The organism is Microvirga subterranea, assembly GCF_003350535.1.
GTDB classification, from domain to species: Bacteria; Pseudomonadota; Alphaproteobacteria; order Rhizobiales; family Beijerinckiaceae; genus Microvirga; species Microvirga subterranea.
Genome location: NZ_QQBB01000004.1, coordinates 246,223 through 261,399, shown reverse-complemented (window position 1 = coordinate 261,399; position 15,177 = coordinate 246,223). Strand labels below are relative to the sequence as shown.

The window sequence follows — 15,177 nt, the reverse complement described above, 5'->3', positions numbered from 1 at the left end:
TGCAGGCAACACTCGCAGGGGTCACCTCATGAGCATCATCTGGACCATCATCATCGGCTTCGTGGCGGGCGTGATCGCCAAGTTCCTCATGCCGGGACGGAACGAGCCGTCGGGCTTCATCCTCACCACCATCCTCGGCATCGTCGGCGCCTTCGTGGCGACCTATCTCGGTCAGGCGATCGGCTGGTACCGGGCGGACGAGGGGGCTGGGCTTATCGGTGCGGTCGTCGGCGCCGTGATTGTGCTCTTCATTTACGGCATGATCGCCGGACGCCGCTCCACCACCACCTACTGATCACGACAGATCGACCATCCTTCGAGCCTGCGGACCGCCGCCCTCCGGCGAAGGTCCGCAGGCTTTTCTGTCAGCTGCGGTGCGTCAGGTGGCCGGAAATGCCGTCCGGGCCCACGAGAGCAGCCTTGACGGGACAGTTGCCGACATAGCCTCTCCAGGCGAGGTAGGAGCCGCCCAGCAGGGCGACGACATTCAACAGAGGGTTGGGGCGTGGCTTCGCGCCGACGGCGGCGAGGCCGAGGCCGGCCACGATATAGGCAGCGCGTTCGGCGGTCGTCAGATTCTGTTCCGTCTCCGAGTGCGACTCGGTCCGGGACGAATAGGGATTGCTCAAGATAGTCTCCTTCAGGTCAGCCTGAGCCGAACGCCATGCGGTCTTCCGAAGTTCCCCTTGCGCTGGACGCACCGACAGGCCCGGAACCTCCAACCTTGGCCGTCGTTGAGTCCACTCTCAGCCACAGGAGTTCTCATCATGGCAGCCAAGGAAAAGACCCTAGAAGACCTCTTCCTTCACACCCTTAAGGACGTCTACTACGCCGAGAAGCAGATCCTGAAGTCTCTGCCGAAGATGGCGAAGGCCGCCGAGTCGGAAGAGCTGAAGAACGCTTTCGAAATGCACCGCGAGGAGACCGAAGGGCAGATCGAGCGCCTGGAAGAGGTCTTCAAGATGCTCGGCAAGGCTGCGCGCGGCGTTCAGTGCGAGGCCATCAACGGCATCATCGAGGAAGGCAAGGAGGTCATGGAAGACTTTGCCGACAGCGTGGCCCTCGACGCCGGCATCCTCGCCGCCGCCCAGGCGGTGGAGCACTACGAGATCACCCGCTACGGCTCCCTGAAGACTTGGGCCGGCGAGCTGGGCATGGCGGACGCGGCGCGCCTGATCGACCAGAATCTCCAGGAGGAGAAGAAGACCGACGAGCTGCTGACCCGCCTTGCAGAGGCCCGGGTCAACACCAAGGCCGCCTGATCCTTCCCTTTCGGAAAGTCAGTCTTCGAATGCCTCGCCTCCAGGCGGGGCATTCTTCGTTTGCCCGGTGAACAGGGTCATTCCGGAAGCGGCGCCTCTCTTCCATCCTGCGTCGTCATGAGGGTGAGCCGAAGACCTCCCGGTGCTTCGCACGACAGGGTCGCCCCCAGCGCCTCCGGCGCCTCAAGCAGCTGGATGAATGCAAAGAGCCGGAGCCTTGTGATCGCAGGCAGGCTCGGAATGAACTGCCTCAGCCGCGAAAGGCAGGCATCGGCCATCTCCTCGTAGAGGAATTCTACCACACAGGAGCCCGTCCCCGATGCCGGCTGACGCTCGGGAAGCAGTCCTGTGCTCTCGTTCCTGATGAAAGGAGGCTTGGTGTCATGGGCCACGCGTGCGTCGGCTTCGACCGAAGAGTGCTCCGAGGAGCCCAAAGGAGGAGGTGTCGTCAATGGCGTCATCCCGAAAATCAGCGCGAGAGGTTGCATGTCGATGAGCGGGCCCATCGCCGCGGCCCGGCCATGGCTTCGACAGGTCAGGCATTGCCTCTGAGGAAGCTTATCAATTAATAGGTGTATATATTCAATCGCGCAATCGTAAGTTTAAGAACAGCCGAGACAGGCAAGCTCAGCCCTGTGCCTGCCCGACATGATCGGCCATGAAGGCCCCACGCTCGCCCAGAGGACGATCCGGCCCGAGGGTGGTGTCCTGCGCCGTCTGATGTTCGATCTGGGCATTGAGCTCCGCACCGATCAGCACCACCCACATCGACAGATAGATCCACATCATGACGCCGATCAGGGTTCCGAGAGACCCATATGTGGCCGAGTAGTTGCTCCAGGTGGAAACGTACCAGGAGAAGAGGATGGAGCCGATGAGCCAGAGGACGGCCGCCGCCAGCGAACCGGGGGTGATCCAGCGCCATTTCGCTTTGGCGCGGCTGGGGCCGAACCGGTAGAGCATCGCCAGGCCGAGCACCGCTGCCGCGAACATCACAAGCGCCGGCAGAATGGCCAGCAGGAGGTCTCCGACGGGGCCGAGAGGCAGAAAGCGAATGACCAGCGGAACCCCGATCATAAGATTGAGGGCGACCACAAAAAACATGATCGCCCCGAGGGTAAAGCTGATCGACACGCCGAGGAGCTTCAGGAAACCTCTCTCCTCCGCTTCTCCATAGGCGACGTTCAGCGAGTCGAGCAGAGCCTTCATGCCGCTGTTGGCGCTCCACAAGGCCACCAGAATGCCAACGGCGAAACCGAGCCCGAGGGTGCTGCTCCGGTTGGCGGTGAGGCGGTGCAACTCCCCCTCGACGAGTTCGAGCAGCCCCGGCGGCACGTATCCCCGCAGCAGCGCCAAGTGATCGCCGATCGTGGCCGGATCGGCGACGAGGCCGTAAAGCGACACGAGAGCCGCAAGCGAGGGCACGAGAGAGAGCAGAAGGAAAAAGGTCGTGCCGGCCGCGATGGTGCCGATCCGGTCCCGCGCGATCCCATCCCTGAGGCGAAGGAGAATGTCCCTCCATCCGAGCCATGGGATGTGATGAGGCTGCGCGGCCGCCCGCCCGCGACCTTCCTCGTCGGCTCTGTGCTCGTTCACGCGCGACAGGACCGTATCGTCCATTGGAAAGCACTCGCTCGGGTTAGGCTTGTCGTCTCTGAAATGAACGTTGGCCTCGCCCAAACGTTGCAGTTCAGAGGAATGCTCCTAGGCATATGCTCCAGGTGCCTTGCAGGGGGCGGAACCTGCTGCGCTTCTGGTGGTTACTTCCTCACGATTGAAAGAGGTTGACCATGGGCGTGGGACAGCAGATGGGACAGCAGAACAGCAGCAGCAACAGCCAGCACGACGTGCACGGCGAAGATTGGGATAGCCTGCGGGACGACGTCAGTGACATGGCTGGCGCCGCGGTCGAGCGCGGGCGCCACTTCATCGATGCGGCGCGCGATCAGGCCAGCGACTACGCCGAGCGCCGCAAGGACGATATCGCCCAGTCGGTTGCAGATTTCGCCACCTCGCTGAGAGAGTCGACAAGCTCGTTCGAGGAGCGCCCGAACATTCGGGCCGTCGTCGACAGCGCCGCCGAGGGCCTCGAAACTCTGGCCGGCACCATTCGCGAGCGCAGCTTCGCGGACATCTTCAACGACTTCGAGGACATGGCCCGTCGTCGTCCGGCGACGGTCGCCGCCGTCTCGGCCGCGATCGGCTTTGTCGCCGCCCGCTTCATCAAGAGCACGGCGGAGGATCTCAGGCAGGATCAGGTCATTCCCCGCACGTCTCGCACCGGACGGGATCGATCCCGTCAGGGGCCGGGACCGCAGGCTCGAGGCAACGCCTGACGGAGAGTGTCGATGTCAGCAAACGGCAACCAGACCATCCAGGGCCTCGTCGGCGAGGCTCTGCGGGAATCGACCGATCTTGCCCAGAAGGAGTTCGCACTCTTTCGCAACGAGATGACCCAGAACGTGCGGACGATCTTCATCGGCCTCGCCATGGTGGTGGTCGCTGCGATCTTCGCGATCGCCGCCATCATGCTGTTCACCGACGCGCTGGTGAACTGGCTGGCGACGGTGGTGCATTCCGAGGCGCTCGCCGCCTTGATCGTCGGCGGCATCATGGCGGTGATCGCGATCGGCCTCGGTCTCTACGGACGCCACGCTATGTCGGCATCCACCCTCGCGCCGCAGAGAACCGTACGCTCGCTGAAGCGTGACGCCGAGGTGCTGTCCGAAAGGGTCACGGGATGACACAAGACCTGCGCGAACTCGAAAAAGACATCGAGCAAAGCCGAGCCAAGCTCGATCTGACGATCGACCGGCTCCAAGACAAGATGACAGTCTCCGGCGTCGTTGACGACATGCTAGGGACGGCGAGAGCCGGCCAATTTGCGCCGCTCTTCGACAATGTCCTGCTGACCATCCGCCGGAATCCTGTTCCCGTCATGCTCATCGCTGCCGGAATAGGCCTTCTGGTTCATCGTCTCGGCCGGCCTCAGCCACGGCCTCGTCCGGCGCCTCGGCTCGTCTCCGAGCCCGACTTCATCACGGAGCCGCTCGATCCCGAGCCGCTCGGCGCCAGGCCACTCGATACGCGCGTCTATGCTCCAGGAGCCACGACGCTGCAGTCGGCGGACGATCCCTTCGATCCTCATCGCCCCGTGACTTCCCGCATTTGACGAATCCAACAGGAGCTTCCGATGGCTGACCCCAAGAACGAAACCGGCAAAAACTCGACGAACGACAAGCGCCCGGCCGGGGGCGATACGGGTGCAGGCGGTAAGATTTCAGCCGGCACCTCCGTCGGCAATGTGGGCCAGCCTCCGATGCCGCACGCTCATGACGAGAACAAATCCGCCCAGAGCGCGACGCTTGCATCGCACACCTCCAAGCCGCTCGGCGGACAGGGGTCGGACAGGTCGCAATCGTCTGGCCAATCGGGCCAGGAGAGAACCGGTCAGTCGTCGCAGGGGCAGTCCGGCTCCATGGCCGACAGGGCGCAGCAGGGCGCTTCCCAGGCAGGCGAGCGCGTCCGTGATGCGGCCGATCAGGTTCGTCAGCGCGCGGGCGAGGCCTACGAGGGCGCGGCCGACTGGGCCCAGGACACCTACGAGCGCGTCTCCGACTGGGCATCGGATACATATGAGGGTCAGGCGGGCCGGATGAGCGACATGCGCGATCGTTCGACGCGGGCGTTCGGCAGTGCCCGTGGCAGCGTCCAGAGCTACGTTGCCGAGAACCCGATGGTTGTCGGTCTCGTGGGGCTCGCGGCCGGCCTGCTGATCGGTGCGCTGCTTCCTCGGACGCGTCGGGAAGACGAGGTCTTCGGCGAATGGGCCGACGAGGTCCGAAACCAGGGACTTCGCTATGCCCGCGAGGCGACCAACATGGGCCGCGAGTACGTGGAAGAGGCCTTCAGCGGCGAAGATCCGCGCTTCAGCAAGCACGAAAGTGAGTTCAGGCCGGATCAGCCTGGTTCGAACCGACACTAACGTGTCGAGGATTTCCTCCAAGAAGGCGCCGGCCTGAAAGCCGGCGCCTTTTTTTGTTGCAGGTCGACCCGGGGGAAGGCTTGCGCGTAGCTCTCTGCGGGTCCGGCGGTCGCAAGGCAGCAGAAATCAAGCGTTAACCCTTTCCGAAAGTTCTTGGAACCGCCTCCTCGAAGGGCCGTTCTTTCTCTGTTTTCTAAGAACATCGAGGACGCATGCGCATAACCTACGCTTTATGCGCCGAGCGGACCCTGGAATATTGATGGAGTGGTATTGTGCGGGTTCTTATTATTGAGGACGATACGTTCATTGCGCTCGATTTGCAGGCCATCGTCGAGAGCCAGGGGCATGAAGTCGTCGGGACGTACGAGTCGATCGAAGAGGCTCAGGAGCACCTCGAGGACGGCTTCGATTACGCCCTGCTGGACATTGATGTTGTCGGCGGGAAGACCTTCGGAATCGCGGCGGAACTCGTGAAGCGGAGGATTCCCTTCGCGTTCGTGTCCGCATCTCATCCGGCCGAAGTGCCTCCCGGACTGCGGCAGGCGTCCTTCATCCCGAAGCCATTCGAGGAAAGAGCCATCCTGAAGTCGATCGCGCAGGCGTCGCGTCCTGGCGTTTCCTTTCATTGATCCGCGTCCGGGAAACGGTGCGGCCCTGATGTCGAAGCGGGACTTCAGCATGCCGCAAGTGGGTGGGGAAACTCCCAGACTCGGCTTCTGCTGCAAATACGTTTCCCAGGATGGGGACGTCGACAGCGCGCGCCCTCTCAATACGACGACCGTCACGATGGCTTATTTGGGCCGCCTGGGAGCGGCCGCCGCCTACGACAAACTGGCATCCGTGGTGGCTCACAATCTCGATGCGGTTCACCGGCAGATCGAGCACGTCGCCCGGCGACCGAAGCTCGAGCGCCTGCACCGGATTTCAAGCGATCTCCTGCCCGGATACACTCACCCCACTGCACAGCCGGCCTATGCGGATCGGGATCTGCGGGCCTTGATCGAGAGCAGGCTTGCGGTGATCGGGAGGCTGGCACGGGACAAGGATGTGCGCCTGAGCATGCATCCGGGGCAGTTCTGCGTCATCGCCTCGGCGAACCCTTCGGCTCTCGCGAACGGAATTGCCGAGTTCGAGTACCACGCCGAGATGATGGCGCTCATGGGGTTCGGCGAAGGCTGGCACCCGCACGGGGCGCATATCAACATCCATGCGGGCGCGAAGGCGGTCGGGGCCGAAGGCTTCAGGGGAGGCCTCGCGCGGCTCTCCGTCACCGCGCGCAATCTGATCACCGTCGAGAACGACGAGGTCAGTTACGGCCTCGACGATCTCCTGCCCCTGGCGGAGGATCTGCCGATCGTCCTTGATCTTCATCATCACTGGATCAAGAGCCAGGGCGAGTACATCGAACCGGACGACCCCCGCATCGCATTCATCATCGCATCCTGGCGTGGCGTCCGTCCGGTCAGCCACGTGAGCGTCTCGCGGGAGGATCTGCTGGTGGGCCACGATGCCGGAACGAGGCCCGATTTCCTGCAGCTGGTTCAAACCGGCATCAAGCCGAAGGATCTGCGCGGCCATTCCGATCTGATGTGGAACCACGGCGTCAATGATCTCGTCGCCAGACATCTGACATGGACGGACTTCGAGGTGGAGGCCAAGCTGAAGAACCTCGCTTCGGAAGCTCTGGCGAGGCACGTCGAGGCTGGGTGGTCACTGCGCTCCAGCGAATAAAACGATATATCGTCCGCAAAAATTCTCGTGCCGATGCCTGTCGGCCGCACCGGATCTCGGCTCATTATTCCGCGAACAGGTATGCAAGTGGACGGAACCATGCGCCATCCATGGCGTTAAAGAGCGATGTACAACGAGTTCAAGAAAAAATGTCCGAGGACCAGTCCACAGTTCTTTTGGTCGAAGACGAGCCCCTGATCCGTCTCTTCATCGCAGAGCTTCTCGAGGATGCCGGCTTCCGGGTGGTCGAGGCAGCCAATGCCGTCGAGGCTCTCGTGATCCTTGAGGCTGGGCTGCCGGTCAACGTCCTGCTGACGGATGTCGACATGCCAGTCGGATGCAACGGCTTCGAACTTGCTCATAAGGTTCACGAATGCTGGCCGGAGGCCGAGATCCTCATCATGTCGGGTCGTCAGTGGCCGGCCTGTGGTGACTTGCCGCCTGGCGCCGCATTCCTGGCCAAGCCCTGCCCGAACGAGGCGATCGTCTCCCACGTGCATTCCGCTGCGGAGCGGACCCGCCGGGCACAGGTGGTTGCGCGAGGGCAGGGGGCGCCTGCGAAGATTTTGCCGTTCCCCAAAACTGCTTGATCCACAGGCCTGTCTTGCTGAGCGCCAAGTCAGGACATAAGCTCAGCCGAGATTGGCTTGCCTGTCAGGTGCCCGGAACCCGGGAATAGGTTCCACAAGACTGAACCGGCGGAGCCAATGGACTTTTCACGGCCGGACCCGCTGCTGTCGAAGAGTATCCCACCCACCCTCGGAGGAATCCATGCCGACCAAGACTACAGACGGAAAAGCCGGTGCGAAGAAGCCTGCGGCCAAGACGGCCACCAAGGCGGCCGGAGCCAAGCCCAACGCTCTCCAGAAGCCCCTGCAGCCTTCCAAGGAACTGGCCGCCATCGTCGGCTCGAACCCGCTTCCCCGGGGCGAGGTGGTGAGCAAGATGTGGGACTACATCAAGAAGAACAACCTCCAGAACCCCGAAAACAAGCGCGAGATCCTCGCGGACGACAAGCTGCAGCCGATCTTCGGGAAGAAGAAGGTCACCATGTTCGAGATGAACAAGCATCTCGCTCAGCACCTGAAGTAAGCGTTCGATCCGCCTAGAATCAGGAATCCTGCCGCCAGACAGCGAGCGGCAGGATATCCGGCCGCTGCCCCGGCGCCTTGCGCCACGGGTCGACGGCCCACTCGCTTCCGGTCCTCCGCTCGGCGATGATCGCCGTCGTGTGAGGGTAGCGTCCATCGAAGAAGAAGCCGCGCGTCTGCGGACGCTCGACCTGATGGTGGGCGAGGAGCCCCCTCTCTTCGAGCACCAGCAGCAGGCTCGTGGTGTTCGCCGTCTCGTCGAGGCAATCCATCTGGCCGTGCACGCCCGACATTTGCGGCGGCGATCCCGGCAGGTCGGGCCTGCCTCCCACTTGGCGGGACAGGTAGGCCGTATAGGACCGCACGATCTCCCGAATTGCCGCTCTCTCGCCTTCCGGTGAGGTCTGGCCTCTCCTGAGCAGGCCGCTCGCGAGGCTGAGAAGAGACGGGTCGACGACGAGCGCGGTTCTGCGGGAACAGCCATAGCCATGGCAGGCCACGATTCGGGCGCCGTTCGGCGCCACATATCCCTGCTCGCCATACCAGGATTGCGCCGGCTGCGCCGCCTCGGCCCCGATCGGCAGGGCAAGGGCGACAATCGTCAGGAGCCGTGAAATGAAATGTGGCGTGACCTTCATGTTGCGGGTACCTATCGCGTAAGCTGAGCGGCACCTCTGGCCAGATAGGTCAGCCGCCGCCATTGCCCATACGTCAGGTTAGCTAGTTCCCCTTAATGGAGCTCCCATGTCCCGCATCGTCTTCCTGAATGGTTCTTTTCTTCCAATCGACGAGGCCAAGGTGCCGTTCATGGACCGAGGCTTCATGTTCGGAGACGGGGTCTACGAGGGAATCGGCGTCCTGAACGGGCGTCTCGTCGACAACGAGGCTCATCTCGAGCGGCTGGAGCGTTCCCTAAAGGAAATTCAAATCCCGAATCCCTATTCCCGGGCTGAGTGGACGCGCCTGGAGGAGGAGCTCGTCAGACGCAACAACATGACGGAAGGGTTCGTCTACTTCCAGGTGACCCGCGGCGTGGCGGAGCGGGACTTCTTCTTCCCGACGGATGCCAGGCCGACGGTTGCGATGTTCACCCAGGCCAAGTCGATCGCGAACGCGCCTGCCGCGGAAGCGGGCATCTCCGTCATCACGGTTCCGGACATGCGCTGGGAGCGCCGTGACATCAAGTCCATCAACCTGCTGGCTCAGGTCCTTGCCAAGCAGGCCGCCAAGGAGGCGGGCGCCCAGGAAGCTTGGATGGTCCAGGACGGGTATGTGACCGAAGGCGGCTCCTCCAGCGCCTTCATCGTGACGAAGGCCGGCAGCATCGTGGTCCGGCCGCTTTCCAACGCCATCCTTCCGGGCATCACCCGCAAGTCCCTGCTGCAAATGTCGCGCGAGGACGGAATCGTTCTCGAGGAGCGCCTGTTTACGGTCAACGAGGCTTACGATGCGGCCGAGGCCTTCCTCACCAGCGCATCCAATTTCGTCGTCCCAGTGGTCCGGATCGACGGGCGCCCCGTCGCCGACGGTAAGCCCGGGCCGGTCACTAAGAGGCTCCGGCAGCTCTATCTCCAGATGGCGGCCGGGCCTGCCTTGGCCGCGGAATAGCGTTCGGAACCTGCCCTGCCATGGCCCGTTCCTTTCCAAAGGAGTGGGTCCATGAAGCGAATTCTGATCCTAGCAGCCATGGCGACGGGTGGTTTCACGGCCGCCATGGCGCAGACGCCCAGCCTGCAGCAGCAGGCGCCCAACATGCCGCCCCTCGACAAGATGCCGGCCGAGAAGGTGGAGCCGCACGATCCGGGCACGACGGGCTCGACCGGAACGTTGAGCGACAAGCTCGAGAAGAGTGACGGGGTCATCAAGCCGCCGACAACCGCGACGCCGGACATGACCGTTCCCGCACCGGTGCCCAATCCAGGCACCACGCCGGTCATTCCGCCTCCCGGCAGCCCCGGCGGAAATCAGAGCATACAGCCGAAATAGGTGCTGCTGCGCGGCGCGGGAGGCTATTTGCCGGCCTGCCTGCGCCGCTTGCCGTTGTTTGGGCGATTCTGCCGGTTGTTGCCTGAACCCATGATCTGGTCGGCGACTTCCGTGATGCTGCGGCGCAGCTCCTCGTTCTGGCTTTCGAGGCCCGCGTAGGATTCGATCCGTGCGCGCGCCTCGTCACGCTCCGCTTCGATCTCGCGGATGTGCTGCTCCAGGATAAGCCCGCGCTCCTGCTCGGCCGTGAGGCTCTTGGCGAGTTCGGCCAGCCGCTGGCGTTCGTCGGACAGCTCGCTGTGGCGCTCGCCCAGAGCGCGCTCGAAATCGTTCCCGCGGGCCGTCTGCGTCATCAGGCGCGTTTCCAGGTCCGAGATCGTGATGCGCTTGGCGTCGAGTTCGCTCAAGGCAGCATTGAGACGCCGCTCGAGATCCGACGCGATGGCTTCCTGAGCCGTGAGCTTTTCCTCGGTCCGCAGCAGCTCGCCGCGGGTTCTCGACAGGTCGGCCTGATGGCGTTCGAGCTCACGGCGCGTCGTGGACAGCTCATCCAGGGTGGCGCGGTGCGATGTCTCGAGGGCGACCAGGGTCTCGCGTGTGCCCGAGAGAGAGGTCCTGGTCTGGGCAAGATCTTCCTCGGTCGCATCGAGGCGTTTCCGGGTGCCGCCCAGCTCCCCTTCGATCTGGGAGATGGTTTGGTCCCGTTCCGCCAAGGCTTGCTCGAGGGCCTCGATCCGGACCGCCCTGCGGCCCAGCTCCTCCATGTTCTGATGCTTGAAGGCCAGCGCCTCCTCGGCCTTGCGCTCGATCCGCCGCTGCATCACGGCGAATTCGGCGCGCAGATGGTCCTTCTCGGCCGTCAATTCCTCGATGGACAGAGGAAACAGCGCCTCGGCCCGGCGGCGCGCCAGGCGCTCGGCACGGGCGTTGATGGCAGGAATGATGAGAAGAGCGATCAGGGCTGCCGCAAGGAACCCCAACGCAAAGATCATGATGGATTCGACCACGCGGACGCAAACTCCAAGGTGCCTGACGGAAAGGGCTCAAGCACCTTGCCCTGTGCCTGCGCAGCTTTCCAGAGCTCTCGTGCTCCAGACAGCCGGTTCTAGCGCATTCTAGAACGGATTCCAGGTCGGCTCGGGAGTGAACTTGAGATAGCCCATGTTGACCCCCAGTCGGGCCCCGACCCCGGCTCGGATCGGGACGACCACCATCTCGTCGGCCTTGGCGGCCGAGACCCCGAAGCCTCCGATCAGGTAGGCCGACCCGTCGATGCCGACGAAGCGGGTATAGAGGGCGCTGGTGGCGGGCAGGTTGTAGACGAGCATCATGGTCCGGGCGCCTTCGCCTCCGACATCGAACCCGAGGGAGGGGCCCTGCCAGAAGATGCGCCTTTCGCCGGCGTTGCGGGTGAAGAGCTTGCCCTCGCCATACCGGACGCCCCCGAAGAACGCTCCCGAAGCCTCCTGGCCGAGAATGTAGCCGTTCGGCTCGCCCCAGCGACGCACGGCCTCCTGGACGGCCAGCGCAAGTCCGCGCGAGGCAGATCCGAAGAACTGGTGGCCCGATTCGACCAGATCGTTCGAATTGAACGAGTTCGGGTCGCCCGGACTGGTGGCGTAGACGGGCTGAACCCGCTGGGATTGAGCCCCGGCGGGGGCGGCGCCCAGGAAGGCAGCGGCGGCGGCCGCCACGAGAAATGTGTATCGCGAGCGCATGGGCTATCTCCTCGCATGAGACCCCGGAACGAAGGATCCGGCGTGTACCAGTGGAGAAGTCCACGGCGTCTGCCGGCTCCCCCATCGAAAGGCGAGCTTAATCGCGTCAACCCTAACAATCTCTGTACGGCTGCCGAGATGATCCGGTCGATGCTTATGCTGCTTTGGGGAGAGCGAGCCCGAGCCGCGGAGCCAGCGCCATGTCTCCGAGGGCCGCGAAGGCGCCATTGCGATAGCCCCGATCTTCATGCCCATAGGTCAGGGGGGCTCCGCCCGGACCGACGACGCAACCTCCCGCGCAGGACAGGATGTGGTCGCCTGCTGCGGTGTCCCATTCCATCGTCGGGCCGCAGCGAACGTAGACGTCCGCCTCGCCGGAAGCGATGAGGCAGAACTTCAGAGCTGACGACGCCATTCGGCGCGTTCCGATCGACAGGGTCGAAAGGCAGGCCTCGGTCGCCTGGTCGCCGTGGCGCCGGCTCACCAAGGCCACGAGGTCCCGTTCGGGCGCGGGGCGCGACCGGACATCCTGCCAGGCAATTTCGTCCGATGGAGTGGTTGGAATCGGCCCGGACCGGGTGGTCTCGCCGGCAATCCAGATCCGTCCCATGGCAGGCGCGGCCACGACGGAAGCGATCGGCCTGCCGTTCCGGACCAGGGCGATGTTCACGCTGTACTCGCCCGTGCCGTAGATGTAGTCGCCCGTGCCGTCGAGGGGATCGACCAGGAAGAAATAGTCATCGGCCTTGACCGTACAGGAGGTCTCCTCGGCAATGACGGGAACGCCGTCCCAGACCTGATGAATTCGATCGATGATCAGTTTTTCAGCCGCAAGATCGGCCGCCGTAGTGGGCGATCCGTCGTCCTTGACGTGCTTCTCGATCAGAGCCGTTTCCAGCCTCCGGAGGACCTGCCCGGCCTCCACGGCGATCCGGGCAAGCCGGAGGGCGATGGAGTCCGTATCGTGATCATCGAGCCGCATCATGGCTATGTGCCTGTTCCCGCGTCTGAAGTCGATCCGTCATGCTGGCTTTTCAAAGAACTCGGAGCCGGGTATCCGGGTTCACGGTTTCTTTCCTGCTGTGCTGCCATCATGCCGATCGAAATTCCGATTTCATGCATGTATAGCTCAGCTTAAGTCCTTTCTGGAGCCCTTATGGCCACGATTTCGCTCGATTCGCTCGATCTTGCCGCCCTTCTCTGCTCGCGCGTCTGCCACGACGTGATCTCTCCCGTTGGGGCTATCGTGAACGGGCTCGAGGTGCTGGAGGACGACAACGATGCCTCCATGAGGGAGTTCGCCCTGGAGCTGATCCAGAAGAGCGCGAAGCAAGCCTCCGCCCGGCTCCAGTTCGCACGGCTGGCCTTCGGGGCTGCCGGCTCGGCCGGTGCATCGATCGATCTCGGCGACGCCGAGCAGGTCGCACGCGGCATGTTCCAGGACGACAAGATTTCGTTTTCCTGGTCGGCTCCGCGCCTCCTCTTCCCGAAGAACCGGGTCAAGCTGCTCCTGAACCTGATCATGATCGCCATCACCGCGATTCCGCGCGGCGGATCGATTTCGGTCAGCGTCTCCGGCGATGCCGATCGCTGCGAGTTCATCATCAAGTCGAAGGGACTCAACGCGCGCATTCCGGCGCATTCGGAGGCTTTGCTCGCCGGGGATTCGGAAAGCGGCACCGTCGATGCTCATGGCATCCAGATCTATTACGCCGGTCTCGTCGCCCGCGCCTCGGGCATGACGGTTGCCTTCAGCATCGACGGAGACGAGGTGACGATCCGTTCTGCTACGGCATAAGCATCCACGGCGACACCAAGCATCTCTTGCTGGCGTCCCTCTCCCGCGCCCGTCACGGCCGTAGTGCGACGAGAACGGCTCCTGCCGCAATCAGAACGACGCCTGTCCAATTTGCGATGGACAGGCGCTCTCCGAGAAAAGCCGCCCCGAAGATGGCGACGAGCACGACGCTCAACTTGTCTATGGGCGCGACCCGGGCTGCCTCGCCGACCTTGAGCGCGCGGAAGTAGCAGAGCCACGATGCGCCCGTGGCGAGCCCTGATAAGACCAAAAACAAACAGGTTCGCCCGGAGACCGAGGGCAACTCCTGCCACTGTCCGGTGCCCCAGACGATGACGCTCACGGTAGCCAGGATGACGAGGGTCCGAACAAGCGTGGCGAAGTCGGAGTTGATCTGCTCGACTCCCAGCTTGGCGAAAATGGCCGTGAGGGCCGCGAAGGCGGCCGACAGCACTGCCCAAAGCTGCCAGGGTTGAATCATGGACTTCATGGGCGCGCCCTTCGTAAGGTGAGGGCGGCTAGCCTAACAAAAAAGCCCGGCTGATGCCGGGCTTCTTATGAACCGGTGTGGATCGACGTCAGACTGCGAGACGCACGTCCGAGTCGCCGGGCTCGCGGAGCACGTAGCCGCGACCCCACACGGTCTCGATGTAGTTCTTGCCCTGCGATGCATTGGCGAGCTTCTTGCGGAGCTTGCAGATGAAGACGTCGATGATCTTCAGCTCCGGCTCATCCATGCCGCCGTAGAGGTGGTTGAGGAACATCTCCTTCGTGAGGGTCGTGCCCTTACGCAGGGAGAGAAGTTCCAGCATCTGATACTCCTTGCCGGTCAGGTGGACCCGGGCGCCTCCCACCTCGACCGTCTTGGTGTCGAGATTGACGATCAGATCGCCCGTGGTGATGACCGACTGGGCATGTCCCTTCGAACGTCGCACGATCGCATGGATGCGGGCGACGAGCTCGTCCTTGTGGAACGGCTTCGTCAGGTAGTCGTCGGCACCGAAGCCCAAGCCCTTCACCTTGTCTTCGGTGCCGGCCATGCCGGACAGGATCAGGATCGGGGTCTTCACCTTCGCGACGCGCAGGGTCCGCAGAACCTCGTAGCCCGACATGTCGGGAAGGTTCAGGTCGAGAAGGATGATGTCGTAGTCGTACAGCTTGCCGAGGTCGACGCCCTCTTCGCCGAGATCCGTCGCATAGACGTTGAAATTCTCGGACTTCAGCATCAGCTCGATGCTCTGCGCAGTTGCGCTGTCGTCTTCAATCAGAAGTACGCGCATGTTCAATCCCCAGCCCTTGCCCATGGGCCACTGAGCAGCGGAGAGCCGCCCACTCGCCACAGGGCCTGTGGCGAATGCCCTTTTGATCTGATTCGCAACGCTAATTCAGAATGGTTAACAAACCCTGATTCTGACATGCAAGCTCTTAACGACTCGGCATCGCCGATCGGCCGTGCGAAGCTCCTGCCCTGTGGATTTTGCGTTACCATGCGGAACCGCGTTCAGTGCCCGAAAAACTTTGTTCTCGAGGCGTTTTGCGCCCCGTCCGGCCGAGCCCCCCAGGATCACAGCCGTGACCCTCGCAGTCTTAACGAAATCGGTAAACG

21 protein-coding genes are annotated in these 15,177 nt (G+C 63.2%); 13 read left to right on the top strand and 8 right to left on the bottom strand.

Features of this window, described 5'->3' with window-relative positions:
• The first annotated feature begins 28 nt into the window (after positions 1 to 28).
• Positions 29 to 295, top strand: coding sequence for a GlsB/YeaQ/YmgE family stress response membrane protein (locus DES45_RS12015; protein ID WP_114770244.1), 267 nt, complete (start codon positions 29 to 31; stop codon positions 293 to 295).
• 70 nt (positions 296 to 365) lie between these two features.
• On the opposite strand, the gene DES45_RS12010 is transcribed toward DES45_RS12015, so the two are convergent.
• Entirely contained in the window at positions 366 to 629 is a 264-nt protein-coding gene (locus DES45_RS12010; protein ID WP_114770243.1) for a YgaP family membrane protein, read from the bottom strand.
• Positions 630 to 767: 138 nt separating this feature from the next.
• Between DES45_RS12010 and DES45_RS12005 the strand changes: the two genes are divergently transcribed.
• Positions 768 to 1,262, top strand: coding sequence for a YciE/YciF ferroxidase family protein (locus tag DES45_RS12005; protein WP_114770242.1), 495 nt, complete (start codon positions 768 to 770; stop codon positions 1,260 to 1,262).
• 627 nt (positions 1,263 to 1,889) lie between these two features.
• Here DES45_RS12005 and DES45_RS11995 read toward each other — a convergent pair.
• The gene (locus DES45_RS11995; protein ID WP_114770240.1) at positions 1,890 to 2,882 is read right to left on the bottom strand and encodes a YihY/virulence factor BrkB family protein; all 993 of its coding nucleotides are present in this window, start codon (positions 2,880 to 2,882) and stop codon (positions 1,890 to 1,892) included.
• 170 nt (positions 2,883 to 3,052) lie between these two features.
• On the opposite strand from DES45_RS11995, the gene DES45_RS11990 reads away from it, so the two are divergent.
• The 8 genes from DES45_RS11990 to DES45_RS11955 all read left to right on the top strand — a co-directional run bounded on the left by DES45_RS11990 (position 3,053) and on the right by DES45_RS11955 (position 8,070).
• Positions 3,053 to 3,598: a hypothetical protein gene (locus tag DES45_RS11990; RefSeq protein ID WP_173949323.1), complete on the top strand. Its 546-nt coding sequence runs from the start codon at positions 3,053 to 3,055 to the stop codon at positions 3,596 to 3,598.
• Positions 3,599 to 3,610: 12 nt separating this feature from the next.
• A complete protein-coding gene (locus DES45_RS11985) occupies positions 3,611 to 4,006 on the top strand; it encodes a phage holin family protein (protein ID WP_114770239.1) in 396 nt (131 codons plus the stop codon).
• Complete coding sequence (locus DES45_RS11980) at positions 4,003 to 4,434, top strand: DUF3618 domain-containing protein (protein ID WP_114770238.1); 432 nt, start codon at positions 4,003 to 4,005, stop codon at positions 4,432 to 4,434. Before DES45_RS11985 ends, DES45_RS11980 begins: the two co-directional genes overlap by 4 nt.
• A gap of 21 nt (positions 4,435 to 4,455) precedes the next feature.
• A complete protein-coding gene (locus DES45_RS11975; RefSeq protein WP_114770237.1) occupies positions 4,456 to 5,247 on the top strand; it encodes a hypothetical protein in 792 nt (263 codons plus the stop codon).
• Positions 5,248 to 5,519: 272 nt separating this feature from the next.
• Entirely contained in the window at positions 5,520 to 5,876 is a 357-nt protein-coding gene (locus DES45_RS11970) for a response regulator (RefSeq protein WP_245571694.1), read from the top strand.
• A gap of 49 nt (positions 5,877 to 5,925) precedes the next feature.
• The gene (locus DES45_RS11965; RefSeq protein WP_114770485.1) at positions 5,926 to 6,978 is read left to right on the top strand and encodes a UV damage endonuclease UvsE; all 1,053 of its coding nucleotides are present in this window, start codon (positions 5,926 to 5,928) and stop codon (positions 6,976 to 6,978) included.
• A gap of 149 nt (positions 6,979 to 7,127) precedes the next feature.
• Positions 7,128 to 7,568 (top strand): response regulator, encoded by a 441-nt coding sequence (locus tag DES45_RS11960; protein ID WP_114770235.1) that lies wholly within the window; start codon positions 7,128 to 7,130, stop codon positions 7,566 to 7,568.
• A gap of 181 nt (positions 7,569 to 7,749) precedes the next feature.
• Entirely contained in the window at positions 7,750 to 8,070 is a 321-nt protein-coding gene (locus DES45_RS11955) for an SWIB/MDM2 domain-containing protein (protein WP_114770234.1), read from the top strand.
• A 19-nt stretch (positions 8,071 to 8,089) separates the two neighbouring features.
• Here DES45_RS11955 and DES45_RS11950 read toward each other — a convergent pair whose 3' ends face one another.
• On the bottom strand, positions 8,090 to 8,707 hold the full coding sequence (locus DES45_RS11950; protein WP_114770233.1) for a hypothetical protein: 618 nt from the start codon (positions 8,705 to 8,707) through the stop codon (positions 8,090 to 8,092).
• 106 nt (positions 8,708 to 8,813) lie between these two features.
• Between DES45_RS11950 and DES45_RS11945 the strand changes: the two genes are divergently transcribed.
• Both DES45_RS11945 and DES45_RS11940 read left to right on the top strand, forming a co-directional pair.
• On the top strand, positions 8,814 to 9,677 hold the full coding sequence (locus DES45_RS11945; RefSeq protein ID WP_114770232.1) for a D-amino-acid transaminase: 864 nt from the start codon (positions 8,814 to 8,816) through the stop codon (positions 9,675 to 9,677).
• A 51-nt stretch (positions 9,678 to 9,728) separates the two neighbouring features.
• Positions 9,729 to 10,055 (top strand): hypothetical protein, encoded by a 327-nt coding sequence (locus tag DES45_RS11940; RefSeq protein ID WP_114770231.1) that lies wholly within the window; start codon positions 9,729 to 9,731, stop codon positions 10,053 to 10,055.
• Between the two features lie 23 nt (positions 10,056 to 10,078).
• Here DES45_RS11940 and DES45_RS11935 read toward each other — a convergent pair whose 3' ends face one another.
• The 3 genes from DES45_RS11935 to DES45_RS11925 all read right to left on the bottom strand — a co-directional run bounded on the left by DES45_RS11935 (position 10,079) and on the right by DES45_RS11925 (position 12,758).
• Entirely contained in the window at positions 10,079 to 11,062 is a 984-nt protein-coding gene (locus DES45_RS11935) for a coiled-coil domain-containing protein (protein WP_114770230.1), read from the bottom strand.
• A gap of 108 nt (positions 11,063 to 11,170) precedes the next feature.
• Positions 11,171 to 11,773, bottom strand: coding sequence for a DUF1134 domain-containing protein (locus tag DES45_RS11930; protein ID WP_114770229.1), 603 nt, complete (start codon positions 11,771 to 11,773; stop codon positions 11,171 to 11,173).
• Positions 11,774 to 11,927: 154 nt separating this feature from the next.
• Positions 11,928 to 12,758 (bottom strand): 3'(2'),5'-bisphosphate nucleotidase CysQ family protein, encoded by an 831-nt coding sequence (locus tag DES45_RS11925; RefSeq protein ID WP_114770228.1) that lies wholly within the window; start codon positions 12,756 to 12,758, stop codon positions 11,928 to 11,930.
• Positions 12,759 to 12,929: 171 nt separating this feature from the next.
• Between DES45_RS11925 and chpT the strand changes: the two genes are divergently transcribed.
• A complete protein-coding gene (gene chpT, locus DES45_RS11920) occupies positions 12,930 to 13,571 on the top strand; it encodes a histidine phosphotransferase ChpT (protein WP_114770227.1) in 642 nt (213 codons plus the stop codon).
• Positions 13,572 to 13,623: 52 nt separating this feature from the next.
• Here chpT and DES45_RS11915 read toward each other — a convergent pair whose 3' ends face one another.
• On the bottom strand, positions 13,624 to 14,061 hold the full coding sequence (locus DES45_RS11915; RefSeq protein ID WP_114770226.1) for an EamA family transporter: 438 nt from the start codon (positions 14,059 to 14,061) through the stop codon (positions 13,624 to 13,626).
• An 88-nt stretch (positions 14,062 to 14,149) separates the two neighbouring features.
• Complete coding sequence (gene ctrA / locus DES45_RS11910) at positions 14,150 to 14,851, bottom strand: response regulator transcription factor CtrA (RefSeq protein WP_114770484.1); 702 nt, start codon at positions 14,849 to 14,851, stop codon at positions 14,150 to 14,152.
• Positions 14,852 to 15,177 lie beyond the last annotated feature (326 nt).